Origin of the sequence: Clostridium liquoris (assembly GCF_002995785.1) — a bacterium.
GTDB lineage: Bacteria > Bacillota > Clostridia > Clostridiales > Clostridiaceae > Clostridium_AO > Clostridium_AO liquoris.
Genome location: NZ_PVXO01000034.1, coordinates 45514 through 67663 on the forward strand (window position 1 = coordinate 45514; position 22150 = coordinate 67663).

Sequence of the window (22150 nt, forward strand, 5' to 3'; positions counted from 1 at the left end):
ACTTTTTATTAATCACATGCTTAAATTATTAATATATCAATGCTATAAATAATATAAGTAACACTATTCCGAAGATATAAACAGAATAAGTAATGCTATTTATTCTATAGCCAACTTTATTAATCTTTTCGTTTAAACTTATAGTTATTTTTTCTTTATCAATGCTTTTTCTATTGATATTCACATCATCAATTTTTTCTCTTATCTTATATGATAGTTTATTGTTAATTGATATTTGCTTTTTACCAAAAGTTTCAGCATAGTCACCCATGAAATCAATACTTCTAATTAGTCCCTTATCAAATATTCTTAGTACAAAACTAATACATTTAAATAAAAATTTAAATGTTGGTATATATATTTTTTTCTCCAAACTAAACCAATTTAAAGCTATATTTTCATACCACCAATTATTGTCGGAACCCTTTCTCAATATTTTTCTTATAAAACCCATGTAAAGTACTACGCCTAATACTATAGATGTAAATGAAGATTTTATATTTTCTAAAGTATAGAAATGAATGTCTATTCCACTATGTACATTAAAAGGAATTACCGCCTTATCTAAAATTGGTATTATACTTTTAGGAATAATACCTATAAATACTACTAAAATAGCTAGAATAATCATTGGTAATCCGATTCTATGCTTGTTTATAATATTTTGCTTAACAATAAGATTATCATTTTTCTCTACAAATACTGCAACAAATATTTTCAAAAGATAAGCTGTTGTAAATCCACTACTTATAACAAAAATTATTTCTCCTAAGGTTAGCCAAAATCCCCCATATATCTGAGTAGCTTCTGCTAAAGCATGATGAAGCATATTTTTACTAATAAACCCATTAAATCCTGGCATGCCTATGATACCACATAGTGCTATTAAAAATATTGCTTTTAATAGCTTTTTATTTATGCCAAAACCACCTATGCAATTTATACTTAATTCATGCAACACCATATAAATTTCGCCAGCAATCAAAAATAACAACACTTTAAAAATTACATGGTTTATTATGTGATATAGTGTGCCATACAATGCTATTGCCTTATGTTCACCTAATATTCCCATAAGTCCAATACCAACTATGATGTATCCCATTTGACTCATACTGCTGTAAGCCAAAATCCTCTTGATGTTTCTTTGAAACATAGCTAAAAGTCCACCTATAAACATAGTCATAAAGCCTAAAACTAAAAGAGCAATAGCCACATTTTTATCTCCTGGGACTACTATTTGAGCGGTTACCATAATACCGAATATTCCAGTTTTTAATAGTATACCTGACAGTATTGCACTGGCCGGTGCTGGTGCTGCTGGATGAGCCTTAGGTAGCCAAACATGAAGAGGAAACATACCTGCTTTTATGCCAAAACCAAACATTATTAATCCAGATATTAAATATTTAATATCTCCTATACCTTCAATGGCTACTCTTAACTTAGTAATTTCTAAGGTTTGGGTATAATCATATAATAGAAATAAACCCATTAGGAGAACTAATCCCCCTAACACCGCCATAATTATATAGGTCTCTCCTGCCTCATGTGAATATTTATCTTCATCATGTACTATTAAAGGATAGGAGGTTAAAGACATAATTTCGAAAAACGCAAATAAGTTTAAAAAATTCTCAGAAATAAATATACCTATAGTGCTCCAATAGGTAAGCATAAAAAATAGATAATATCTGTTTCTATTTTTATAACTTATTAAATATTCAGTGGAATATATAGTAACTAAAAACCATATAAAAGTAGTCAGCCACACAAAAATATATCTAAACATATCCATCTTTAATTGAAGACCTACTCCCATAATATAAGGTATATTTAAATCTATTCTTTCCTTACTTACGACTGGAAACAAGGCACAGGTAAGTAGAAATACATACCCAGTGATGGCTACATTGAATAAATCTCTATATTTTTCATTTACCATTCCCATTATAAATCCTATAAAGGTTCCCAATAGAGGTAATATCAAAATTAGTAACAATATTAGATGGGCATTCAATAAAATTCACCTTCTCTCTTATATTAGTTCATTAGCTATTTCCCGTACAAACACCAATATAGGATTTGGAAATAATCCTAATAATACAGTTATCATAGTTATGCATACTATAGGAATAACCATTTTTTTAGGTGCTTCCTTTTTCAATAAAATAACATTATCTCCTTTTTTAAAGAAAGCTTCTGTAATCACAGGTAAAAGGTACATTGCAGTAAGTAATGCACTCAATAAAAGAATAGCTGGGAAAACAGCTTTACCATCTATAAGTCCTCCTAAAGCTAAATTCCATTTACTTACAAAACCATTAGTAGGAGGTATTCCTATTAATGATATGGAAGAAATGGTAAAGCACCACATAGTAATAGGCATTTGTCTTCCTATTCCTGCAATTTGTCCTATTTCTGTCTTTCCAGTGGTATACATAATAGCCCCCGTACAAAAGAATAGGGTTATTTTTATTACAGCATGGTTTATAAGATGCAGCATTCCCCCCACAAGGGAACTTTCATTTAGTAAAATTATTCCAAGTAAAATATATCCCAACTGGCTTATGGTAGAGTAAGCCAGCCTTTTTTTCAAATTTTCTTGATGCAGTGCTAAAAAGGATCCCATAAGTATTGATATCACAATTAATACTGTTAGATATCCAGCACTATGAGTTTTCCTTATAACCTCTGCTCCGAATATATAATAAGTAATTCTAATTAAGGCAAATGCCCCAGATTTTACTACAGCTACAGCATGTAAAAGTGAACTTACTGGAGTTGGTGCCACCATTGCCTGTGGTAACCAAGCATGAAAAGGTACAAGAGCTGCTTTGACACCAAAGCCAATAAACATAACTAAATAACTTAGTGATATTAAATAGATATTTGAATCAGAAACATTATTTAATATTCCTTTAGGTACAAAAGTTAAATTATTGGTTAAACTAAATAAAATAATCATCCCAAATAGTACTAAAGTAGCTCCTCCAAAGGAATATATTAAATACTTTTTGCCGCTTTCTAAAGCCTCTTTGCTTCCCGAATGAATAACTAAAGGAAATGTAGCTAAGGTTAAAAATTCATAAAATAAATATAAAGTAATTAAATTTCCTGAAAAAGCTATACCTAAAGTTATTCCTAATGTAGCTATAAAGTATGAAAAAAATCTATCTTCCTTTCCTTCATGTTTCATATACTCCATGGAATAAATAGTAGTAAACACCCAAAGAATTGAAACTAAACTGGAAAAGAAAATGCTCAATTTATCGATTTTAAAGTATATATCTAAAAATTCATTAATTTTAAGTAGATGCAGCTTTCCTCCTGGCATATGATGAGATAAGTAAACTACAAAAACTAAGTTTAAAATAACCGAAACTGCCGCAAACACATTTCTTTTTTTCTCTTGAAATTTAGCTACTGCTATAGTTATGGCAGCTAAGAAAGGAAACAATATGGGTAGTATTATCAATAAATTCTTCAAAATATAATCCTCCTATACTAGTCCTGTCTTAATCAAATTTATTATGCTCTGTGAGTCTATGCCAATGTATATCATAGCTATGACTAAAATAATTATTGGTAATAACTCTTTTAAAGATTTGCTTTTACTTTTATAAATCTTTCCTCTCAAATTTTCCTCTCCGAAAAAGCCATTAATGGATACTGGAAAATAGTATACTGCATTTAACAAACTGCTTGCCAGTATTACAGCAATTAATAAGGTCTTATTTGCTTCTATGCTGCCTAAAGCTAAATACCACTTGCTGACAAATCCCGGTAACAATGGTATGCCTATCATAGATAGTGATGCTATAAAAAACAATCCAAGAGTATATGGCATTTCCTTACCTACACCTTTTAACTCATCTAAGTTCTTATGTCCTGTACCTTGTATAATAGCTCCAGTACATAAGAACAAGGCTGCCTTAGTAACCGCATGTCCAATAATATGAAATATGGACATAATAATTCCTAATTCTGTACCAAGACCTATAGCAAAGAAAATATATCCCATTTGTGCTACAGTAGAGTATGCAATAACCCTTTTTAAATTCTTTTGAAATATTGCGAAAATAGAACCAAGTATCATTCCAAGACATCCTAATACAAGTATTATGTTCAATATTGGAAAGTTTCTAATTATTTCTATTCCGAAAACTCTATAAAGAACCTTTATCAAAAATAAAATATACCCTTTTAAAACCAAGGATGATAATATAGCACTAGAGGTGGTTGGTGCATTAGAATGAGCATCTGGCAGCCAGGTGTGGAGCGGAAACATAGCACTCTTTACTCCTAAGCCTACTGTAAATAGCCCTAAAGTTATGAGAATGGTTCTTGGATAATGTATATAATTTTTTACTAATTCATTATGAATATATGTCATATTCAAATGTCCAGTTATAGAATATAGAAATGCAATTCCCATAAGAACTAATCCTGATCCTAGGCAGCTCATGATTAAGTATTTCATTCCTGCTTTTATATTTTCCTTTTTATCCTTTACCACTACAATACCACAGGAAGCAAGGTTTCCTATTTCAATAAATACAAATACATTAAACATATCATTTGAAAACACAATACCTAGTAGAGAAGCAATAAGTATATTCACTAGAAGATAATAAAGTGGTATCTTGTCCTCCCTTATATCAAAGTGTATATTGTAAATAGAATTCCAAATAACCATAATAGCTACAAAGGTAAATAATATTCCCATTATACATTCCACTGTTCCTACATGAAACTCTATACCAAAGGGTGCATTAAAATGTCCAACCCTATAGAAATAGTCTCCAGTTTTCAAAACTCTATTTAGTGTAGCTAAATACATGACAAAGCTTACAATAAAAGATATTATACATATACCCTTAACCAAATTACTTTTCTTAAGTAAAGGCATTATACTTGCAGTGATAAATAAAAGCAGTACCGTTAAAAGTGGAAAACTATCAATCAGCAAATTTATTACTCTCCTTTATTTAAAATTTTATCTAACTCCACTGTTCCATATTTCTCATATATTTTTACAGTTAAAGCTAAGGCAAAGGCAGTAGTACTTACTGCTACAACTATACCTGTAAGCATAAGTGAGGTTGGTATTGGATTTATATATCCTTCCACACCTTTAAAATTTCCAGATATAATAGGAGCTTCTTTCCCCTGTATGTAACCCTTTGCAATAAAAAATAGGAATACAGCGGTATCCATTATATTCATACCTATAATTTTTTTTATTAAATTATTGTTTAACAATAAAGTCATAAAACCAATTCCAAATAAAATTATTGCTCCAGTTTCGTAATAATTAGTTAAGAGTTTTTCCATAATTATATTTCTCCTTCATCAAATAAACTGTAAAAAAAGTACATGGTAATACATACTACAGCTCCTACTACAATGTTTAATGGCAGTAAAAAACCTCCACTTAGAATTTTACCTGGAGTGCCCAAAGGCGGCGATGGCCAGTTTAAATGACTTCCACCTGATACAAAACTATAGCCCTTCATAGTTCCATAGGCTAGTAGCCCAAAGGAAACTATTTTCATTAATCTTCTATAACTAAATTTCATTGAAGCCTTCTCTTTACCGTATACTATTCTATACAATATAAAACTTGCCCCTATTATGGTTCCTCCAGCAAATCCTCCACCAGGGCTTAAATGTCCATGAAATATAACATAAACTCCGAATACTTGTATTAAAGGTATTATTACCTTTGCTACTTCCTCTAATATTTCGTTCTTCATATAATCACTCCTTTACCTCTTTTTTAAAAACTATTAACACTACCACTGCGGAGGTAAATAATACGCTAGACTCTATAAAGGTATCAAAGGCTCTGTAATCTAATATTACTCCTGTAATAATATTAGTAGCACCTGTATCCTTTACTGCATTTTCTATATAGTATTTTGAAACTTCATTGTGAGTTGGAGTATCCTCTTTACCAAAGGTAGGCAGCTCCGCCACTCCAAGAAGCAATATGAAAGTTATTCCAAGAGTAACTATGACAGCTATCACTTTCTTCATCTTTTTACCCCTCTAATTCTTTTTAAAGTCACAATAAATAACACTGTAGTTATGCCTGCCCCAACTGCGGCCTCGGTAATGGCAAGATCTGGTGCATTGAGCTGCTGCCATAATATTGCCATTATTAAACTATAAACCATAAAAACTATAATAGCTCCCAATAAACTTTTCATAGAGGATACAATAATTGATGAAAAAATTAAAAATATTAACATTATTACACTAAATGTTTTCATCTTTATTTATTCCCGCCCCTTCATCTAATGTTCTTAAATATTCCGCTTTTCCAATTAAATGTGTAGCTGTTGGATTAGTTATCCATATAAAAATTAAAACAAGTATTAATTTTAAGGCTGTCCAATTAAAGCCATTGAAAATTATCAATCCCATTAGGCTTAGTAATGCTCCAAGAGTATCGCATTTAGCCGCACTGTGTATCCTAGTAAAAACATCTGGGAATCTTAATATTCCAAGGGTTCCTACCATAAAGAAGAAAAGCCCTCCAAATATAAATATTCCTGCTATAATAGTTTTAATCATCTACTTTTTCCTCCTAAGCTTTCAATGTAATTTGATATCACTACAGATGCAATAAAACTAATTAATGCATATACTAATGCCACATCCACAAAATAGGTTTCATGTAGAATAAAGGAAACCATTAGTATTAATATTATAGTTTTAGTTCCAATTACATTTATAGCTATAAGCCTGTCTGTAGAACTAGGCCCCTTAATAGCTCTATATATGCAGCCCATAATTGTTAATGATAGAAATATAATTGAAAATACTAGTATCTTAACCATTTACGCATTCCTCAGCTTTCAACAGTATCTTCTCAAAATCCGATTGAATTAAATCCTCTCCATTCTCCTTTTGGAGACAGTGTATGACTAATTTATCTTCCTCCATTAAAAGAGTAAGTGTTCCTGGAGTTAAAGTTATTGAGTTTGCCAACACAGTTTTATATAAATGGGATTTGATTTTTGTATCAATAGTGATAATTTGTGGAGATATGTTCATTTTAGGGCTAAGAACTATTTTTGCTACATGAAAATTTGATTTGAATATTTCTTTTATTAAAATTATGAAATACTGTATAGCACATATTATGGTCTTTCCATTGATTATTCCTTTTTGTTCTTCATCTATTATCATATCTTTATTAAAATTAAAAATAAAATAACAAAGCAAACTTCCAATTATAGCAGTCTCCATATTTAGGAAACCACATAATATAATCCAAAACCCAAAATAAAGCGAAATAATCCAATATTTCATGAATAGTACCCTCCTTCCTTCTATTATTTCATGTTATATTATTATATTATCAAATCTTATATATCGCCGTCTACATTTTTTTTATTATTTATTCAGTTTTTTAAATTGTTTAAATTGTTTAATATTTAATTTATCAAGCTATTGTAATATGCGTTCAATTATTCCTCCGCCAACCAAAACTTCACCTGAATAAAATACCACTGACTGACCTTTTGTAATAGCTCTATGAGGATTATAAAGCTGAATCTTTACCTTTCCATTTTCTAATGGTGATATTAAACCCTTGGAAGACCCATTAGAATATCTTACTTTCACATCTACCTCCATAGGGGACAATAGATTATCAAAGGGAATAAAATTTAAATCCCTGGAGATAAATTCTTTTTTAAACAACTCCTCATTACCTCCTAGGGTGATTTGATTTTTTTCAGCATCAATTTTTACAACATACATAGTTTTTTTTAATGCAATGCCTAAACCTTTTCTTTGACCAATGGTGTAATATACTATTCCTTTATGAGTGCCAAGTACTGTACCACTTTTATCCACGAAGTAACCTTCTTTTATTTCCTCTCCTATTTCCTTTTTTATAAATCTCCCATGATCATTATCTGGTATAAAACATATATCCTGGCTGTCCTTTTTATTGTATACATTAAGGCCAATATCCTTAGCAATGCTTCTTATTTCATTCTTGTTGTATCCTCCACAAGGCATCAAGGTATGCTTTAGCTGAAATTGAGTAAAATTATATAATACATAGCTTTGGTCTTTTCTTGGATCAACACCTTTTTTTATAATAAATCTTCCCTGTTCATTTTCCTCTATCCTTGCATAATGACCTGTAGCAATATAATCACCACCTAAATTCATGGCCCTTTTTAAAAAAGAATCAAATTTTATATATTTATTACACGCAATGCAAGGATTAGGGGTTCTTCCTTTCTTATATTCTTCCACAAAGTTTTTTATGACCTTTTCCTTAAATTCTTCCTTGAAATTCATTACATAAAAAGGAATACCTAATTTATAAGCTACTCTCCTTGCATCATTAACTGAGGATAATGAACAGCAGCCCCCTTCTCTTTCCTCATATTCCTCATCACTCTGCCATATTTGCATAGTGACTCCTATTACTTCATAACCCTGTTGTTGTAAAAGATAAGCTGATACAGAACTATCTACTCCTCCGCTCATGCCTAATACTACTTTCTTTCCCACCTGAATCACCTGCCTTAAAACTTAAATAAACTAATTATTTTTCCTTATCCTTTCAACTATTTCCTTCAGTTTATCTCCTACAAAATCAATATGTTCTTCCTTAGTTTGTAATCCTAAAGTAAGCCTTATAGAGGATTTAGCTAAGCTTTTCTCTAAGCCTAAGGCTGTAAGCACATATGAAGGTTCCATGGAGGAAGCTTGGCAGGCACTTCCACTGGAAGCACAAATTCCTTCCCTATCTAATAGGAATACCAAATCTTCTCCATATACTCCCTGAAAACAAACATTTACATTATTGGGAAGCCTTTTTCCGCCAACAGGACCATTTACTATAACTCCATCTATTTGCAATAGTTTATCTATTAACTTATCTCTTAGATAACTCAGTCTTTTGCTTTCCTCTTCCATAATTTTTATTCCTAATTCCGCAGCCTTACCAAAACCCACTATTAGAGGAACATTTTCTGTACCAGCTCTTTTCCCTCTTTCTTGAGCCCCTCCATGAATTAAATTGTGTATTTTAATTCCCTTTTTTATATATAAGGCTCCTATACCTTTAGGCCCATATATTTTGTGAGCAGACAGGGAAGCCATTTGAATATTCTTATTTCTTACATCTATAGGAATTTTGCAAAAGGCCTGCACTGCGTCTGTATGAAATACTATATCTTTTGATTTACATATTTCTCCTATTTCCTCTATAGGCTCTATAGTACCTATTTCATTATTAGCAAATATTATAGATACTAATATAGTATTTTCCTTTATAGCTTCTTTTAAATCTTGTATTTTAACAAAGCCTTCCTTATCCACTGGCAGATAGGTTACTTCAAATCCCATGCTTTCTAAATATCTGCAAGTGTTTAGCACTGCCTCATGTTCTATTTTTGTAGTAATTATATGATTACCCTTATGTTTATTTGCCAAAGCAAATCCTTTTATTGCCCAATTATCTGCTTCAGATGCACCACTGGTGATATATATTTCCTCAGGGCTGCAATTTATAACCTTGCTTATTCTTTCCTTTGCCAATTCTATTGCCATTTTATTTTCCATGGAAATGGAATATTGGGAAGAAGGATTTCCATAGTACTTTGTAAAATATGGCTGCATCTCCTTTAAAACCTCATCTTTAACATAGGTGGTAGCTGCATGATCCATATATATTATCTTTTCCATAAATCCCTCTCCTTTTTCTTTAATCAAATACTGGTGTAGACAAATATCTCATTCCAGTATCAGGTAACATTATTATTATATTTTTGCCCTTATTTTCTTCCCTTATGCCTAGCTTCTCTGCTGCATATATGGCTGCTCCAGAGGATATGCCTACCAATAGTCCTTCTAATTTAGCTATTTCTGCTGTAGTACTAAAAGCCTCTTCATTAGATACCTTAATAACTTCATCTATTACATCACTATCTAGTACAGAAGGTATAAAACCTGCCCCTATACCCTGAATTTTGTGTGGACCTGGTTTTCCACCAGAAAGTACTGGAGAACCCTCTGGTTCAACAGCAATTATTTTTACATCAGGATTGTTTTCTTTTAGTGCCTTTCCAACACCAGAAATGGTTCCGCCAGTACCAACCCCTGCTATAAATATATCCACTTTTTCATCCATATCCCTAAGTATCTCCATTGCAGTAGTTTCTTCATGAATTAATGGATTGGCTTCATTATTAAATTGCTGTGGTACATAAGAGTTAGGTATTTCAGCACCTAATTCCTCTGCTCTTTTTATAGCTCCCTTCATCCCCTCTGAAGCAGGTGTTAATATAAGTTCTGCTCCATAAGCTTTTAAAAGCTTTCTTCTTTCAATACTCATGGATTCAGGCATAGTAAGAATTATTCTATAACCTTTAGCTGCTGCCACAAAGGCTAATCCAATACCTGTGTTTCCACTGGTTGGTTCAATTATCACTGTATCTTTATTAATTAATCCCGCTTTTTCTCCCGCATCTATCATAGCATAGGCTATTCTATCCTTAACACTGCCTGCAGGATTAAAATATTCGATTTTACCAATTAAGTTTGCTTTTACATTGTGAACTTTTTCATATTTACCTAATCTAAGTAATGGTGTATTTCCAATTAATTCTATTAAATTATTGTATATTTTCATAAATAACATCCTCTCTCATTTATTATTCCTATAGGATTAGTAGGCTTTTATTCAAAAATATATATATTATATATAATATATATATTCGGGATTTGTTTCTTTGTTATATTCATAAAATAAGTCCTCTAGAGTAATGGAATTCACAATAGAATTAATGGAACTATTCAATTTATCCCATATATTTTTTTGAATACACTTATCCATTATATCCTTTTCTGTTTCATCTTCTTGTACAACTAGTAAATCTCCTTCCAAGACCCTAAGTATATCTCCAACTGTTATCTTAGACATACTCTTTGATAGTGTATATCCACCCTGAGCACCTTTTTTGCTATTTACCAACCCGTTCTTTCTAAGCGCAGAAAATATTTGTTCCAAATATTTTTCAGATATGTTTTCTCTTTCAGAAACACTTTTTAATGTTACATTTTCTGATGAGGAATATACTGCTATATCTAGCATAGCTTTTAATCCATATCTGCCCTTAGTAGAAATTTTCATATTAGCACCTCTTAAATCTATTAATCCTATATGTTTAATATGATTATAATACTAAAATTTTGCTGTGTCAATATTTATCTATTAAATAAGGTTCAGATGGAGAAAATCCGCCTGAACCTAAGAATCACTTCATATTAATTTATATAGCTCCCTATCCTCTTTATCTATTCTTTTTTCTAAAAGTTTAAATGTAATTTCTAATTCACTTTTAAATTCTTCTTTATTTTTTAATAGTTTACTCTTAGTATTATATTTATTTTTAAACTTAGTAAATTCATCGCAGATATTGCCCATTTCTTTTATGTAATCTTCACCTATTTTTTTAATTTTTAAATCACTGCTTTTTAATAAATCAGGATATAAATACTTGTCCTCTGAATTTAAATGGACTGTTAGTTTACCAGCCAGAATATTTATATTTTTAGCAATTTCTATTCCTTCATTTATATTTTCTTCATTTTTTGAAAGGTCTTTTATTATATTTATTAGTTCAACTATTTCTATATGTTGTCTTTTTAAGTTACTCAAATTATCCATATTAATACCTCCAGTGTTTCACAAATATTTTTAATCTATAAAAATATTATAACAGATTAAAAATATATTTACAGTAACACTGGTTACTTATTCATCATTTTTCAAGTATTTCCAACACGTATTTTATACATTAAGCATTTAATAATTCTTTTTCTTTCTCTTCTATAAACTGATTTGTATATAGATTGTAATAATATCCCTTTTTCTTCATTAGCTCTTTATGATTGCCCATTTCTAATATTTTTCCTTTTTTAATTACTAATATTTTATCTGAGGATACTATGGTAGATAATCTATGGGCTATTATAAAGCTTGTTCTTCCTCTTAATACCTTATGAATAGCATCTTGTATTACTTTTTCAGTTTCCGTATCAATAGAAGATGTGGCTTCATCTAATATGAATATAGCAGGATTAGCTATTACAGCCCTTGCAAAAGAAATCAATTGTTTTTCCCCTGTGGATAGCTTTCCTCCCCCTTCTCCAACCTCTGTGTAATAGCCCTTTTCTAACTTAGTGATAAATTCATTGGCATTTACCAATTTAGCTGCTGCTATTACTTCTTCTTCTGAAGCATTCAATTTTCCATATCTAATATTATCTATTATACTTCCGCTAAAAAGATGAGGACTTTGAAGCACATAGCCTAGGTTTGATTGAAGCCAAAGTAAGGATCTATCCTTATAATCTTTGCCATCAATTAAAATCTTTCCTTTAGTAGGCTCATAAAATCTACATAATAGATTAACTATAGTACTCTTTCCAGAACCGGTTTCTCCAACAAGAGCTATTTGCTCACCTTTTTTTACCTCTAAATTAAAATTCTCCAGTACTTTTTCTCCATTTTTATAAGAAAAGGATACATTTTGAAATATTATATTTCCCTCAATCTTTTCCCAGTTTTCCATTTTACCGTTAACCACATCGCCATACTTTTCTATTACCTCTTCCCTGTCCCATATATCAACTTTCTCTTCAATTAAAGATATGACCCTTTCTGCAGAAGCTTGAGCATGCTGCATTTCTGCCAAAGTTGTAGCCAATTGACTTACTGGTTCAAAAAATTCAACAGAATAAGTAATAAACATAACTAAAGTTCCATAGCTTATATTATTTGAAATAACACCATTTCCTCCAAACCAAAGTGCTAGGCCTGTTCCTATACTTCCAAGGGTTAATACAATTGGTAAAAACAAGGATGAAAATACTGCTGCCCTTATGGAGGAATACCTCATTTCTCCAGTATGCATTTTGAATTCTTCTAAATTTTCCTCTTCCCTTACTAGAGTTTTTGTTGTAATAGCACCAGATATACCCTCATTGAAATCTCCAGTTATTTTAGAATTTATCTTTCTAACATTCCTATAGGATTCTAAAATTCTTTTTTGAAAATATATTCCTATTATAAACAGTGGAGGAACTACCGCTAATGTTATAAGGGTAAGTCTCCAATTATGAATAAACATTACAATTGCAAACCCTATCATCATAACAACAGCCCAAACTAAATCTATAAGCCCCCAAGATACTATTTCACTTAATCTGGTTATGTCAGAAGTCATTCGAGAGGTTATCCATCCCTGAGAGTTACTGTCATAATAAGAAAGTGAAAGCTTTTGCAGTTTTTCAAAGCCTAACTTTCTTACATGTTTAGCCAAACCTGTTTCTATTTCACCTGCGCTGAGGATAAAATATTTAATATTTATTACCTGAGTTAATATTATTAAAAGATAGCCTATTGCAAATTTGCCAATGCCATTAATGTTTCCACTAACTACAAAATTATCTATGGCATACTTGGTAAGGAATGGCATTACAACATCTATCCCCGCTACTATAAACATAAGTAAGGACAAAATTTTTAACTTATCTTTAAATATAGAAATATATTTAAATAACTTTCTCCATATATTAAAGTCCAATTTCCTATTTTTTTCTTTTTTAATTCTATTAATATTCATATATATCACCGCCTAATCAACTTACCTTTTCATCTTTTGCATCTTCTTCGCTGATATTTTTTTGAATTTCCCAAATCCTTTTATATAGTCCTTCTTCCATTATTAGTTCTTCATGTTTACCCATTTGTACGATTTTCCCTTTATCTAAAACTATTATTTTATCAGCATCTTTAATGGTGGAAATCCTATGGGATATTATGAAAGTGGTAACTCCTTTGCTTCTACTTTTTAAAGCCTTTCTAATGTTTTTATCTGTTTCCGTGTCCACTGCACTTAAGGAATCATCGAATATGAGAATAGGAGTTTTGTTTATTAATGTTCTGGCAATAGCCACTCTCTGTCTTTGTCCTCCAGAAAGAGTTACCCCGTTTTCTCCTACTACAGTGTCATATCCTTTATCAAAGTCCAATATAACATTATGTATAGAGGCCTCTGAAGCAGCTTTAATTATCTCTTCATCCTGAGCTTCTTTTCTTGCTATTTTTATATTTTCCTTTATAGTTTTTGAAAATAAGAAAGGTTCTTGTAATACCAGTCCTATATTTTTTCTTATCCATTTTTTATTTATATCTTTAAGCTCCACTCCATCTATTTTAATGGAGCCATTTTCATAATCATAAAGTCTAGTTAAAAGATAGGTTAGTGAAGATTTGCCAGAGCCTGTCTGTCCCATAATAGCCACTTTTTCTCCTTTATTTACTTCAAAAGATATATCTTGAAGCACTGGATTATTTTTTTCATATTCAAAATAAACATTCTTAAATTCTATATTTCCTTTAATCTCTGGCTTTTTTTCATATGGAAATTCCTTTTCTTCTTCTTCATCCAATATCTCCCCTATACGATTTATAGACACAGTCATTTTTCCCATGTCCGAAAGAATTCTTCCTAGCTGTCTTACAGGCCATAAAAGCATTCCTTCATAATTTATAAATACAACTAAGGTACCTAAAGTTATATCTCCCTTTGCTGTAAGATATACTCCGAATATCAAAACCAATCCAATTTGAAACATACATAAAAAATCCGATATACTCCAATAGTTTGACAATAAGGAATATAGTTTAAGACACAGTTTTGTATAATTTTCATTTTTTTTATTATATTTTTCTATCTCATACTTTTCCCTTCCGAAAGCTCTAACAGTCCTGACTCCTGAAAGATTTTCTTGTAGTACTGTAATCATTTTAGCTTCAGCTTCGTCAACTTCTTTAAATAGGTTTTTTATTTTAGAGAAAAATATAAAAGAAAAAGCAAATATAAATGGTATTGTAGCTGTTGAAATTAAAGTCATCCTTATACTTAATGATAACATAGCTATAATAGAAAAAATCACTATAAATATAGCTCTTCCTATTTCCACAAATTGAGTAGATAAAAATTTTCTTATGGTGTCCACATCAGAAGTACACCTTTGTATTAATTCTCCTTTTTCACTTTTAACATGATATTCATATGGTAGATATTGTATATGATTATAAAGTCTTTCTCTTATATTTTTGGTTATATTCTCTGAAGCTGTTTCGGACAATTTACCTCTCAAAAATAGAAATATTCCTCTTATAACCGTTAATAAAACTAAAACTATGGAACATATCCATAAGTTTTCAGCAAGTAATGATCTACCACCTACTTTATTTATGATGCTATTAATAAATTGTGATGTTTTTAATGGCTTATCTCCGATAATTGAATCTATTGCAACTTTAATAACCATTGGTACTAATGTAGATATAAAAGTTGCCATAGCTATGCTAAATATTGCTCCTAAATATAGCAGCTTATTCCCATGTAAAAATTCCCATAACCTTTTACTACTTTTCATATATAGCTCCCCCCATATTTAGTTAAAATACAAAAAAAGCCCAAGAAATATTTCCAGAGCTTCTGTTTACGAATTAAAAATTTCCATATTATTCAGTATATACTAAATGCGCTATTATTTCAAGTAATTTTACATAAATATTAATTTTCCCTTTTTACTATTTTATATCCAAACTTTAATGTCAAATCCTAAAAATATTTCATAACATGATTATGTAACATTAAAGTTTAGGAGGATTTTATGTATATATTTCCTATAATATTTTTTGCAATATCTTCAAGTAGTGATAACTTTATTGTAGGCATAAGCTACGGTATAAATAAAATTAAAATTAATTTTATTTATAATATATTTATAGCTTTAATCTCTGGTATTGGAACATTTTTATCTATGGTTTTTGGTAAAGTATTGCTTAATATAATTCCACTTAAAAAAGCAAATCTATTGGGAAGTTCAGTATTAATTCTGTTTGGTCTATATATGTTTATTAATTCACTAAAAAATCTTTATATAAAGGATAAAGATATATGTGAAATAAATATAGGAGAAAAAAATTATTATCATAATATATTAAATAATCCCGAAATTATTGATGCAGATGGCTCTAATAATATAGAATTTAAAGAATCCATATCCTTAGGAATGGTTCTTTGTATTAATAATATCGGATTAGGTATTGCTGCTAGCATAACAGGATTAAATATGTATTTGACTTCCCTGTGTTCCTTCTTATTTAGTGTGCTTTTTATACAATTGGGCTATTATGTTGGAAGTAAGTTCTTATCTAAAAGGTTGTCTAAATACTCTGAAATAGTTTCCGCCTTAATTATTATTATTCTTGGAATATATGAGTTGTTCATATAAAAAATTAGGCTCCCTAAAAATATTCTTTAGGAGCCTTTTTATTCTTTCTTTAATACTAATCTGTTCTTTTTTTACCAGTCCATCCATATTTACATAAGTTAATAGTAAGTATATAGTTATACTTTATAGCATGTTTTATTTCATCCGTTAAAATTTGAAATACTATATCCCTTTGACATCTGCTTGGCAATCCCGCTCTTATTATCCTATACCTTTCCATGGCACTTAGTTCGCCGAAAAATGCCTTTTTAATTCCATCTATATAGGATTTTGGTTTCTCAGATTGTTCTCCATCTGTGCTTTCAATTGTTTTCCCAGTATAGCATTTATATATTTCTTTATACCATTTTCTATGATTTCTCTCATCATTCCTAATAGAAGTTATTATTTCCTTTTCCTCCCTAGTTGGGGCTAAGCAAATTAAGTATTCATATTCCAATTCGTCATTTCTTTCTCCTTGCACTGCATCTTTTATTAAACAAAGAGCTTTATTCAGTCCCTCCTGTGTAAAATCCATACCATAATTTGAACAACACATATTCCATCTTTCATATGGATTAGTATAATTCATCATATATCCTCCAATATACAATCTTCGTTTCCATATTTATTATATGTTACTAAAAACATATTGTTCCAGGTTTTTTTAGTTAACTTATGCATTATTCTATAAAAGTCATAAAATAATTTTATTCATAGTATATTATTATAGTTAAAATATTTTGGAGGTATAATATGAATAACTATCCTATGCTTGGAATGTGCAACTCCTGTATGTACAATATGTGCTGTCCCATGATGCAAGGTACCATGAATATGGTTCCAGGCATGTATCCTATATCACCAATCCCACCCAATGGCATGAACTTTCCCATGACCCCAATGGCTAGAATTAATATGGAAGAGGATATGTTATTACCTAATATGAATCTTATGAGGGAAATCATGAATGATACTATGGATGAAAAAGATTTAGATATTTCAAAAGAAGAAACATTATCAAGAGACCATAACCTTAAAGAAGATAAAGAAAACACATCTAAAGATGAAGATATAACCGTAAATGCAGATAATATAGAATTGGCTGAAAATCATACTGATGAAAATACTTTAACCCGAAATGAAGCCCATATACCAGAAACAAATTTGTATTGTTATACATTAGTGAACAATTTAAACTGTGTATTCAATGAGCTTATGCTTTGGACAGAAATTTCTAGCGAACATCCTATTTTTATTAAAACTGTAGCTTCATTAACAAAGAAGAATTTGCCTAAAGAAATTGAAAATAGGCTTATGGAAGTAAATAAAATGTTTTCTAATTTGCATATGAAAGTGCAAGATTTAAGAAAACGTGTCACTTCTTCATCACTTCAATTACCTTATATAGTTATGGAATTAAATAAAATAATGAAGGAATTCTTTAAGTATGATAATTATTTTCTAAAGCTACTAGCTGATTTAATAAAATACGGCATGGAAGATAAAATATGGCAAGCCCTATTACATCATATAACACATGAGCAAAAGTTCATGTATGAACTTTTTCAGAACATAGATAAACAAGTATAGATCACTATTTAAAAAATGCCACTTAGTCTAGATTATAGAACTAAGTAGCATTTTTTTATTTATTCTTTTATTACTACATCTGCTTCATGGATACTGGCATCAAAGGCAGGTGCTGGCATTAATAGTTTGGACTGATTTATTTGAAAATTTATTTCACCTACTATAGCTTCCCTAAAATGGTTTAAATCTCCCTGATTTAAACCTGGTATCCTTTCTAACAACATAGTATTAAATAATTCTTTCTTATTATCTGCAGATGCTGGAATAAATTTGTACTGCTGCTCTACAGCATAGAATATACTCTTTGCTATATTATAAATCATACTATACTGTTCTGAACCAATTTGCTTTATAAGGGCTTCTTTCTTTTTAGATAGATAAGAAACTAACATAGTGATTAGATAAGTAGAAACTATGCCTAAAATACTCAAAACTGCTTGTATCAATATTTGCATAACTCCGCTTTGCAGAGCCTCCATAACATTCCCTCCTTATAATAAAATCTTACTTCCTTTAGTCCTTGTAGTAATAATCACTCTATTACCTTCTTTTTCATCATCTTGTATAGTTAAATAGTTATAGCGATCAAGATGCAAATCTAATCTTCCTTTTCCGGGTAGTATCTCAAAATAGCCTAACCCTCCTGGAAAAGGATACACTCCTGCTGACTTAGGTATACTATGATCAATCTCTGACATTTTATTTTGTTCACTTTCTGAAGGCTTTTTACTATCCATATATACATCTTCTCCTGTTATACCCTTTATAATTGCATTGGCAATGGTTTTAGGGTTATACAAATTACAATCTTCCTTATTATCACAAAAGAAAGGTTCAATCAATATGGCTGGCATGGTTGTATACTTTAGCACATATAAATTGTTTCTCAATTGACTTCCCCTATTTATAAAACCCAATTTACTAATCTCGCTACATATTCTATCTGCATAGGCTTTTCCCCTATTGGATATATACTCCACCTCACATCCTCTAGCCTTATCCTTTTTAAATGCATTAACATGTAAAGAAACAAATAAATCTGCATTATAATTATTAGTAGCGTTAACCCTATAGGCTAAGGATTGTCCTAATGTTAAAACTGACTGAGTTGGAGTAACATTTATAACTATATGTCCAAGAGTCTTTAATCCATCTACTACTAATTGGCCATATTCCCTAATAAGTTTTTCTTCGCTAATATATCCCTCTGCTCCTCTATCTCCATTGACACCATGTCCAAAATCTACAGCAATTTTCATAATTGATAATCCCCCCAATTATTTAAGATAATACATAGTATGCATTAGCCTTATATATTGTCTATATGTAGTGTTGATTTTTAATATCAATTATCTTATATTTTCATACATTATAAGTATAGATAATTTTATAGAAGGGAGAATTTATGGATGGTAACTCCTATTCAAGAGTTAATGCTGTAAATTATGCTATAACATATGCCCTGTCTCCTAATCCTAGTTACAGGTACTTTCCCATAATCAATAACAATGGTGGTGACTGTGCAAACTTTCTATCTCAATGTTTAAAGGCTGGAGGAGCACCTATGAGTTTTAATGCTTCTAATTATTGGTGGTATAAACATAGTGGTCCAAATACAAAGAATGATACTTGGTCTGTATCCTGGGCTGTAGCACATTCACTTTATTGGCTCCTTAAAGTAAATGGTGCAAAAAATTTAGTTGGTCCTAAAGGTTTTGAGGTAAATAATGCTGGAAGCCTTCAAATTGGTGATCTTATTTTCTATGAGGATGCCAATGGCGCTATATTTCACTCTGCAATTGTAACTTCTATGGCAAATGGTTACCCATTAATATCCCAACATTCCTTTGAAGCCTTAAATATTTCCTATGAAAAAACTTGGGAAGCTAAAAAAATGCATTTTTTAAAAATAAAAGTATGAAAAATCCTTCTAAGTAAAATCAAGGCAGCTACAAAAGTAGTTGCCTTGATTTTTAGTCTTTGTATATTTTTATTTTTTTAACTATTAATTTTGCAGATATATGAGTAAAATTAATATAAATAAATTGATACTGATACTATATCTATAATATAAGGAAAATTTATTATAAAATTTTGAAGGTGATAACATGTTAAATATAACTTTATTGGGTTGTGGAGGTAGTCTGCCTACTCCAAATAGATTTTTAACTTCTCTTTTAATTAATTATAGTGGTTATAAAATACTCCTTGATTGTGGAGAAGGAACCCAAGTAGCAATGAAAATAAACAAAACTGGTTTTAAGGACATTCATCTTATTTGTTTTACTCATTTTCATGCTGACCATGTATTGGGTCTTCCTGGACTTTTACTTACTATTGCCAATAGCGGTAGAGTAGAACCATTAACTATTATTGGTCCAAAGGGTTGTACAGAAGTTATAAATTGTCTTAGAGTATTATGTCCTGAGCTGCCCTATGAAATAAATATTATAGAAAATATTGATTCTTGTGAAAATGTATTTTCTATTAAGGATTTAACCGTTAATATTTTATCCTTACAGCATACTCTTCCTTGTAATGGATACAGCTTTATTCTTAAAAGAAGAGCTAAATTTGATGCTGCAAAAGCTATAAAAAACAATGTTCCAAAATTTCTATGGAGTAAACTTCAAAAGGGCCAATGTATAGATTATGAAGGAAAAACCTATTCTCCTTCCATGGTGCTTGGAAATGAACGACAGGGTTTAAAAGTTACCTATATAACTGATACCAGACCTATAGATGATATAATTCCATTTGCCTTTAACAGTAATCTATTTATTTGTGAAGGCATGTATGGAGATGACAGCTATTTAGATAAAGCCTTATCAAATAAGCATATGCTGTTTTCGGAAGCAGCTAATTTAGCTTTAAATGCTAAAGTACAAGAACTTTGGTTAACTCACTTTAGTCCAGGTTTAGCTAATCCTGAAGATTATATAGAAAGAGCTAGAGGCATTTTTAATAATACTGAAATTGGAAAGGACGGTATGGCAAAAACACTGTTTTTCTCTGAGTAAAATTTGTCCCATAGCTACCATCCGCAATACTCCAACCCTCTATAACATGAAAATAGGTTAGCATTGCACTAACCTATTAATTTTATTATAGATTTTTTTCGTAGGATTCTACCATCTTTTTAACCATGTTTCCGCCTACTGATCCAGCTTCTCTTGAAGTAAGATTTCCATTGTATCCATTTGTTAAGTTAACTCCTACCTCTCTTGCTGATTCCATTTTAAATCTATTTAATCCCTCTTTTGCTTCTGGAACTAATACTCTATTACTATTTGCCATAATTAATTCCTCCCTTTTTATTTTATATATTATTTTGTTTTGTATTATAAGTTTTACCTGAATTTAAAACTATATGTTATGAAACCGCAGGGAAACTTGGAAATACAATTATTAAGTGGCATTACAACACGGAGTAGGCATTTAATGTAATGTTTCCATTATAGCTTACATTTGCTACACCTAAGGATTATTTTATTTCAATTGCCCTATGTAAATCCATAATTATTTCTCCTTTATAATTATATTTATATTATTTTGTCCTTAAAATAATATAAAAATCCTTCATTGACTATGAATTAAACCCCAAAAGTATAAATTAACTGCTAATTGCTAAATATAATATAGTATTCCATTTAAATAAAATAGGGAGTGGATTTTAATGGATGAAAAAAACAAAAGAGTTTTAGAAGGCTTTTATGAAAAGAAAACAAATACAGAAGTTGGTGCAGAACTAGGCAATCTTAAGGATCAGCTTAACGCTATGGAAAATACATTAAATCAACTAAAATCAACTGCAATATCCGCTCCAAATCAAGAGCAAGGAAAACAAATGCAGTCTCCAGAAAATCAGCAGAATCAGCAAAGTCATCAAACAGCTTCTAAACTTTTAAAACAGATAGAAAACTTTAGGCAGGAAGCTATGCAGCAGCAACAGCAATGTCAGCAACAATTACAGCAATCTGTACAACAGGCAATGAGTGCTATAAATGAAGCTAATCAACAAATTGTATCTAACCAGGTTCTTTCACAAATGAATCAGATTATAGATCAGGCTGAACAGCAATTAAACCAAATGGGTCAACAAAAGGAACATGGTACGCAAAACCATAGTACTCAGATGCTAGAAAAGAATGAAGAAAATTCTTCAGAAGATCAAAAGTAAATGAAATGAATTAGGCATTTTAAAATCTTATATGGGGCTGTG

The 22150-nt window shown here is 30.5% G+C and carries 26 protein-coding genes; 5 read left to right on the forward strand and 21 right to left on the reverse strand.

Going from position 1 to position 22150, the window contains the following annotated elements:
- Positions 1-28: 28 nt before the first annotated feature.
- The 17 genes from CLLI_RS06315 to CLLI_RS06395 all read right to left on the reverse strand — a co-directional run bounded on the left by CLLI_RS06315 (position 29) and on the right by CLLI_RS06395 (position 15492).
- Entirely contained in the window at positions 29-2020 is a 1992-nt protein-coding gene (locus CLLI_RS06315) for a complex I subunit 5 family protein (protein ID WP_106063372.1), read from the reverse strand.
- An 18-nt stretch (positions 2021-2038) separates the two neighbouring features.
- Entirely contained in the window at positions 2039-3490 is a 1452-nt protein-coding gene (locus tag CLLI_RS06320; RefSeq protein ID WP_106063373.1) for a complex I subunit 5 family protein, read from the reverse strand.
- 12 nt (positions 3491-3502) lie between these two features.
- A complete protein-coding gene (locus CLLI_RS06325; RefSeq protein WP_106063374.1) occupies positions 3503-4972 on the reverse strand; it encodes a complex I subunit 5 family protein in 1470 nt (489 codons plus the stop codon).
- Positions 4973-4977: 5 nt separating this feature from the next.
- A complete protein-coding gene (locus CLLI_RS06330; protein WP_106063375.1) occupies positions 4978-5337 on the reverse strand; it encodes a sodium:proton antiporter in 360 nt (119 codons plus the stop codon).
- A 2-nt stretch (positions 5338-5339) separates the two neighbouring features.
- The gene (locus CLLI_RS06335; RefSeq protein ID WP_106063376.1) at positions 5340-5759 is read right to left on the reverse strand and encodes an MnhB domain-containing protein; all 420 of its coding nucleotides are present in this window, start codon (positions 5757-5759) and stop codon (positions 5340-5342) included.
- Between the two features lie 4 nt (positions 5760-5763).
- Positions 5764-6042: a hydrogen gas-evolving membrane-bound hydrogenase subunit E gene (mbhE, locus tag CLLI_RS06340; protein WP_106063377.1), complete on the reverse strand. Its 279-nt coding sequence runs from the start codon at positions 6040-6042 to the stop codon at positions 5764-5766.
- Entirely contained in the window at positions 6039-6278 is a 240-nt protein-coding gene (locus tag CLLI_RS06345; protein WP_106063378.1) for a hydrogenase subunit MbhD domain-containing protein, read from the reverse strand. The genes mbhE and CLLI_RS06345 overlap by 4 nt, the downstream gene beginning before the upstream one ends.
- Positions 6265-6582 (reverse strand): monovalent cation/H(+) antiporter subunit G, encoded by a 318-nt coding sequence (gene mnhG / locus CLLI_RS06350; RefSeq protein WP_106063379.1) that lies wholly within the window; start codon positions 6580-6582, stop codon positions 6265-6267. Before mnhG ends, CLLI_RS06345 begins: the two co-directional genes overlap by 14 nt.
- Positions 6579-6848 (reverse strand): MrpF/PhaF family protein, encoded by a 270-nt coding sequence (locus CLLI_RS06355; RefSeq protein WP_106063380.1) that lies wholly within the window; start codon positions 6846-6848, stop codon positions 6579-6581. Before CLLI_RS06355 ends, mnhG begins: the two co-directional genes overlap by 4 nt.
- Positions 6841-7323 (reverse strand): Na+/H+ antiporter subunit E, encoded by a 483-nt coding sequence (locus CLLI_RS06360; RefSeq protein WP_106063381.1) that lies wholly within the window; start codon positions 7321-7323, stop codon positions 6841-6843. The genes CLLI_RS06355 and CLLI_RS06360 overlap by 8 nt, the downstream gene beginning before the upstream one ends.
- A gap of 138 nt (positions 7324-7461) precedes the next feature.
- Positions 7462-8544, reverse strand: a complete 1083-nt coding sequence (mnmA, locus tag CLLI_RS06365; protein ID WP_106063382.1) for a tRNA 2-thiouridine(34) synthase MnmA — start codon at positions 8542-8544, stop codon at positions 7462-7464.
- A gap of 30 nt (positions 8545-8574) precedes the next feature.
- Complete coding sequence (gene nifS / locus CLLI_RS06370) at positions 8575-9723, reverse strand: cysteine desulfurase NifS (RefSeq protein WP_106063383.1); 1149 nt, start codon at positions 9721-9723, stop codon at positions 8575-8577.
- Between the two features lie 19 nt (positions 9724-9742).
- Positions 9743-10669 carry a cysteine synthase A gene (gene cysK / locus CLLI_RS06375; protein ID WP_106063384.1) on the reverse strand — a complete coding sequence of 309 codons (927 nt, stop codon included), beginning with the start codon at positions 10667-10669 and terminating at the stop codon, positions 9743-9745.
- Positions 10670-10735: 66 nt separating this feature from the next.
- Positions 10736-11170, reverse strand: a complete 435-nt coding sequence (locus tag CLLI_RS06380; protein WP_106063385.1) for an RrF2 family transcriptional regulator — start codon at positions 11168-11170, stop codon at positions 10736-10738.
- Positions 11171-11299: 129 nt separating this feature from the next.
- Positions 11300-11707 carry a hemerythrin domain-containing protein gene (locus tag CLLI_RS06385; protein ID WP_106063386.1) on the reverse strand — a complete coding sequence of 136 codons (408 nt, stop codon included), beginning with the start codon at positions 11705-11707 and terminating at the stop codon, positions 11300-11302.
- A gap of 130 nt (positions 11708-11837) precedes the next feature.
- Positions 11838-13667: an ABC transporter ATP-binding protein gene (locus CLLI_RS06390; RefSeq protein ID WP_106063387.1), complete on the reverse strand. Its 1830-nt coding sequence runs from the start codon at positions 13665-13667 to the stop codon at positions 11838-11840.
- 16 nt (positions 13668-13683) lie between these two features.
- Entirely contained in the window at positions 13684-15492 is a 1809-nt protein-coding gene (locus CLLI_RS06395; RefSeq protein ID WP_106063388.1) for an ABC transporter ATP-binding protein, read from the reverse strand.
- Between the two features lie 240 nt (positions 15493-15732).
- Between CLLI_RS06395 and ytaF the strand changes: the two genes are divergently transcribed.
- Positions 15733-16356 carry a sporulation membrane protein YtaF gene (gene ytaF, locus CLLI_RS06400; RefSeq protein ID WP_106063389.1) on the forward strand — a complete coding sequence of 208 codons (624 nt, stop codon included), beginning with the start codon at positions 15733-15735 and terminating at the stop codon, positions 16354-16356.
- A gap of 55 nt (positions 16357-16411) precedes the next feature.
- Here the strand turns inward: ytaF and CLLI_RS06405 are convergent, their stop codons facing one another.
- Positions 16412-16930, reverse strand: coding sequence for a ferritin-like domain-containing protein (locus CLLI_RS06405; protein ID WP_242975541.1), 519 nt, complete (start codon positions 16928-16930; stop codon positions 16412-16414).
- 161 nt (positions 16931-17091) lie between these two features.
- Between CLLI_RS06405 and CLLI_RS06410 the strand changes: the two genes are divergently transcribed.
- Positions 17092-17928, forward strand: coding sequence for a DUF2935 domain-containing protein (locus CLLI_RS06410; protein WP_106063390.1), 837 nt, complete (start codon positions 17092-17094; stop codon positions 17926-17928).
- A gap of 59 nt (positions 17929-17987) precedes the next feature.
- On the opposite strand, the gene CLLI_RS06415 is transcribed toward CLLI_RS06410, so the two are convergent.
- Positions 17988-18407, reverse strand: coding sequence for a hypothetical protein (locus tag CLLI_RS06415; RefSeq protein ID WP_242975542.1), 420 nt, complete (start codon positions 18405-18407; stop codon positions 17988-17990).
- A gap of 12 nt (positions 18408-18419) precedes the next feature.
- Positions 18420-19187, reverse strand: coding sequence for an N-acetylmuramoyl-L-alanine amidase (locus CLLI_RS06420; RefSeq protein ID WP_106063391.1), 768 nt, complete (start codon positions 19185-19187; stop codon positions 18420-18422).
- 146 nt (positions 19188-19333) lie between these two features.
- Between CLLI_RS06420 and CLLI_RS06425 the strand changes: the two genes are divergently transcribed.
- Together CLLI_RS06425 and CLLI_RS06430 are read left to right on the forward strand one after the other, a co-directional pair.
- Positions 19334-19849, forward strand: a complete 516-nt coding sequence (locus CLLI_RS06425) for an amidase domain-containing protein (RefSeq protein WP_106063392.1) — start codon at positions 19334-19336, stop codon at positions 19847-19849.
- A gap of 187 nt (positions 19850-20036) precedes the next feature.
- Complete coding sequence (locus CLLI_RS06430; RefSeq protein WP_106063393.1) at positions 20037-20948, forward strand: ribonuclease Z; 912 nt, start codon at positions 20037-20039, stop codon at positions 20946-20948.
- An 85-nt stretch (positions 20949-21033) separates the two neighbouring features.
- Here the strand turns inward: CLLI_RS06430 and CLLI_RS06435 are convergent, their stop codons facing one another.
- Positions 21034-21225, reverse strand: coding sequence for an alpha/beta-type small acid-soluble spore protein (locus tag CLLI_RS06435; protein ID WP_106063394.1), 192 nt, complete (start codon positions 21223-21225; stop codon positions 21034-21036).
- Positions 21226-21604: 379 nt separating this feature from the next.
- On the opposite strand from CLLI_RS06435, the gene CLLI_RS06440 reads away from it, so the two are divergent.
- Complete coding sequence (locus CLLI_RS06440) at positions 21605-22108, forward strand: hypothetical protein (RefSeq protein WP_106063395.1); 504 nt, start codon at positions 21605-21607, stop codon at positions 22106-22108.
- Positions 22109-22150 lie beyond the last annotated feature (42 nt).